Here is a 4289-nt window from a genome sequence, read left to right on the forward strand (position 1 = left end):
CTGTTCTTCCACCTGCGGTTTCTCCAGGTAGGGGTGAGTGGACCAGCTGTCCCAGCAGGAGCCAATCAGGGCAGGCCCATTCACCGAGGTCAGTGCAAGCTCACCCTGGTATTCAACAGGCGCAGGCTCACGCCAGCCGCAGGAGCATTCGGCTTCCCAGGCCTCAATCGTGGCGGCAAGCTGCAGGGAGGATGACGCTGGGGAGACAGATGGTCCAGGACCAGGCTGGACCTGAGCTGAAGTCTCCAGAGGGGTAAGGATCGGCTCCATGGGAGGGACGGCGAAGAACACCGCTCCCTGCCACCGGCTTTAGCAGCTCAGGCAGGGGTGCCATCAGGCACACGCGCAGCCCTTGCCGGTTGCTGCCCCCAACCCCTGAGAACAGCGAGGGGCTGGTGGGGTGGCGGTGGATCATCGGGGCGGGGTTTGACGGTCTACTGGAGCGAAACAACCAGCAACGGGAAAAGACTGCTGATCAGGCGACTGACTTTTGCTTCCAAGCTAAAGGTCTGGCTCATCCCTCCTTGGGGAGGTCGGTGAAGCTTTCTCCTGCCTGAGCTCGCTGGGAGTGGAAACGCCAAGTCCCCTGCCATATTTCAGACAGTTATGGAGATAATGTATAACATGCATTTTAAGTACAGTGACAACTAAGATCTAGAATAGATCTTGAATTCATAGAATTGAAGCCGTGAAAGACGACCCCATTAGTTCTCCACTTCTGCGCTTTAGCAGCAGCCTTCCTCTGAAGGTTCTCAAAAAGCTTCGGAACAACCTCTCTGCCATCGCGCTCGACGGAACCCATCTCTGGTTAGGTGGCGATGAAGGGACTGCGATCCACCGTATGAGTCGTGATGCCTCAGGGGATTTTGGTGAACATACGAGCTTCAAGCTGAAAGAGATGCTGGGTCTTCCAGGACCAGCGGAGGAGGAAATCGACATTGAAGGACTGGATGTGGATGGTGGCTACTTGTGGCTGGTCGGATCCCACAGCACCAAGAGAAAAAAACCACAAGCCGAGAAGTCACCAAAGAAGAACTTGAAGCGGCTTCTCACGATCGAAGTGGAAGGGAATCGGTTCACACTCGCTAGATTGCCGCTGGACGAAGCTGCCACTCCCGTGAAATTTCATGGTGAATTGTCCGCGGCACGTCTTCAAGGCAACGCCAAGTCAAACCTTCTCACCAAGGCCCTAAAGAGAGACGGTCACCTCGGCCGGTTTGTACCTCGCAAGTCGTCCAAAGGCACAGAGGGTATCCCGAGTAAAGACAACGGCTTCGACATCGAGGGCCTGGCCGTGAGGGGCAACCGGGTGTTTCTGGGGTTGCGGGGTCCTGTCCTTAGGGGGTGGGCAACCATCGTCGAGCTGGAGGTCAAGGAGAACGCCAAGGGAGTACTCACGCTGGAGACATTCGCCTCTACACATAAGCCCTATCGGAAGCATCTTTTGCAGCTTGATGGACTGGGTATTCGAGAACTAGCCATTCATGGAAACGACATGCTGATTCTGAGTGGCCCATCGATGGGACTAGACGGACCGGTCTTCATCTATCGCTGGAAGAACGCGCTGAATCTGCAGGCGAACTCGATGACCTGGAAGCAGGAGCTCATGAAAATCGTGCAGGTGCCCTTCGGAGTCTCGAATGACCACGCCGAAGGCTTGTCCATTGCCTCTGTAAATCCACTCTCATTGATGGTGTGTTACGACTCGCCTGCCACGACACGTATCAGCGAGAACGGCGTGAGAGCAGACGTATTCGGCGTTTACTCTCTGCCATAAAGACCCTAGCTATAAGCTCCACATCTTCCTAGGTTTGCTCTTTTGAATATGGAGATCACCACCAGCAATGCGATCCCAAAAGCGCCCTCCAACAATTTGCTCAGCGTCATATGTGACAACAAGATACTCTTCCAAATTGCCCGATAGCTCCTTGTTCTCCATTATGAAAGTCCATAGTTTTAGGCGACCACGATTATCTTCCGCTAGCACACTTTTTGCAAATGCATGCGGAACCGGAATGTTGATGCCGTAGTTATCCGTATCACCTCCAATGGTTTCGACCTTCTGGTCAAAATAGAAGACAGGAGCCGTCAGCACGTAAGTTTCCAGAATGTCTTCCTGATCATTTAGGTTTCTTACGGCCATTTCAAGTTCGCGCCACTTTCCTCGATTGAACGCAGGCACTTGTGGCGACATATTGGAGAGAAGAAACGTTTCGCTGTTCTGAATATCAAGCTCATCTTGATTTGCACTTCCAACAAGGTGACCACGATCGTATCCACTACCTTTGTAGGCATTAAGTGCTGCGCGGAATCTCTGCGGGATTCTGATGTCTGCTCTAAAGTTGTCGCTTCGGCCAGGAGCCAACCAATCAAAGATTGCGTTAGGATTGACGATCTCTAGGACCCATTTCGCTTGCCTAAAGTACCAAGAGTAGCCAATAGTGAAGTACCGTCCTATCAATATCTCATCACAAACAGGCGCGCCGTAACGAAGCTCACGCTTGATCTGAAATGGGTCGCTCATGGCTCAGACCTATTTGCTCGGTAACAATTGAATCCAACTCGAGGACCCGCACGCCAATGGTGGATCCACATTCAAAGTCCCGCCCACCAGATGTATTCTGCAAAACACTCTCCACTGAAATCCAGATACAGTTCTTGATCCGACTCCGATCCCTGCGGACAATGCAACGCCTACTCTACCTTTCCAGCCAATCCAGACCTGATCACAATTATTGTTACGGATGCTCCTTCTCCGGCGCCTAGATCAACCGGGGCTGGGCACATCCACATCCACCTCAGGCATCACCAGCTCCACAGCCCGCCTGGCCTGCCTCACCCAGCACCTGGAGGAGCACCTGCGGGTTTTCCTTGAGCAACTCGATCCAGTGTCCCAGGTACGCGGCATGGTTCTCCATCGCACTGCCGATCTCCAGCCGGTCTCCCAGCAGCACCGCCCCGAGCTCCGCCACCAGCTCCTCACGGGCATAGGCCATTGAGCCCATGTGTCCGCTCAGCTCCCGCTTGAGACGGTTGGGGTGGCCAGTGGAGTGGATGGCTTCATGGGCCCAGGTGGCATAGAAGCCGGAAGCTGAATGGAATGCCTGGCGCTCGGGCAGCTGGATCCGATCGAGCTGGGGGAAATAACAGGCACGCTCCCCTCCGTAGGAGACAGGAACAGGCCAACCACTAAGCACGGCTTCAGCAGCACCAAGGCGCTCCGGCTCCAGCCTGGCGGTCAACCCAGCGTCCTGCTGCCTCTGTGCGACCAGATCCCCCAGGACATCTCCATCAAGATCAGCCGCGTTGAAGACCACCACGGGGCGAAAACTGACCCAAGTCCGCTCAGCAGGGGTACCGCCTGCACAGCTGGGTCCAGTTGTTGCATCCGAGGGGTCCGACGGGTCCGACCCCCCACCATCGGAATCTGAGCGGTTGACATGAGGCCTGAGGATCCGAATCCCCTGGCTGCCCTTACGAGGGAAGATCCCCTGCGCCTTGGCCTCCGCGAACCCACACCAGTAGGGCAATGCCGATCCCCGCAGATGCATCCCCAGCGTGAGCAGGATCGTATTAGCGCCCCGGTAACGATGACCAGAAAGCAGGTTGACGTGGTGACCACCAGTGGAATCCCACTCACGCCTCCAGGGTGTGGTGCCCATTTCCAGCAGCTGGATCAAGGACTCAACCAGCTTTTCGGCTGGCGATGCCTGAACAGAACGCTCGGATCTGAACCTGGAGGTGGAATGAGAACGAGTAGCAGCTTTGGTCGCACCCATCGGGCAGCAGCGCAGGACCCGAAGCACCAGCGCGGCCAGCAGCAAGGGCTGGCCCGGGACCTCGGCCCTCCACAAATTCCCCGGGTGTCACGTACCGATGGCGGGCCAGCTCGCGTCAGCCCTTGTGCGGCCGCGCATGCTGAAGAATCCTGCGCGCCCGCCCCTCTGGATTGCCAGAGCGAAGGGGGGAAAGGGAGAAACGAATTTCTCCATTGTTACCCCCACCAAAGCCCAGTCCAGCACAGGAATATCAGGCAAAGGGGGGAATGAAGGAAGGGGGGAAGTGCCACTGGGATCACTTGCACACCCGGACAATCGGATGAGGAGTTACGGCAGCAAACCAGCCCTGGAGATCAAGCCAACCCGATCAAACCAGCAGCAAAAAAGGCAGCGCCTGCGAAACCCTGGATAATATCCAGAAAACAAAGTCTGAACAACACTCATCTTGAATCTCGATCCGACCTGCTATATTCTGGAGATGTGCAGACACCGCCCCACGCGACAAAGCAC

At 55.8% G+C, this 4289-nt stretch carries 4 protein-coding genes and 1 pseudogene; 1 reads left to right on the forward strand and 4 read right to left on the reverse strand.

Annotated elements, in window-relative coordinates; translation table 11 throughout:
- Window positions 1-270, reverse strand: a 270-nt coding sequence (locus tag ACWJI7_RS14035; RefSeq protein ID WP_479938827.1) for a hypothetical protein, incomplete at its 3' end; no start/stop codon positions are given.
- A gap of 418 nt (window positions 271-688) precedes the next feature.
- Between ACWJI7_RS14035 and ACWJI7_RS14040 the strand changes: the two genes are divergently transcribed.
- Entirely contained in the window at window positions 689-1777 is a 1089-nt protein-coding gene (locus ACWJI7_RS14040; protein WP_479938828.1) for a DUF3616 domain-containing protein, read from the forward strand.
- Between the two features lie 9 nt (window positions 1778-1786).
- Here the strand turns inward: ACWJI7_RS14040 and ACWJI7_RS14045 are convergent, their stop codons facing one another.
- The 3 genes and pseudogenes from ACWJI7_RS14045 to ACWJI7_RS14055 form a co-directional block, all read right to left on the reverse strand.
- Window positions 1787-2524, reverse strand: coding sequence for a DNA/RNA non-specific endonuclease (locus tag ACWJI7_RS14045; RefSeq protein WP_479938830.1), 738 nt, complete (start codon window positions 2522-2524; stop codon window positions 1787-1789).
- A 274-nt stretch (window positions 2525-2798) separates the two neighbouring features.
- Window positions 2799-3242 (reverse strand): zincin-like metallopeptidase domain-containing protein, encoded by a 444-nt coding sequence (locus ACWJI7_RS14050; protein WP_479938832.1) that lies wholly within the window; start codon window positions 3240-3242, stop codon window positions 2799-2801.
- A gap of 264 nt (window positions 3243-3506) precedes the next feature.
- Window positions 3507-3779, reverse strand: a pseudogene (locus ACWJI7_RS14055) (ArdC family protein); the annotation flags it as partial.
- Between the last annotated feature and the right edge of the window lie 510 nt (window positions 3780-4289).

The organism is Cryptocyanus atlanticus LEGE 06306, assembly GCF_056633155.1.

Bases quoted from the DNA above. Each gene is read 5' to 3' on its own strand.
- ACWJI7_RS14045 (WP_479938830.1), bottom strand. From the start codon at position 2,524: ATGAGCGACCCATTTCAGATCAAGCGTGAGCTTCGTTACGGCGCGCCT.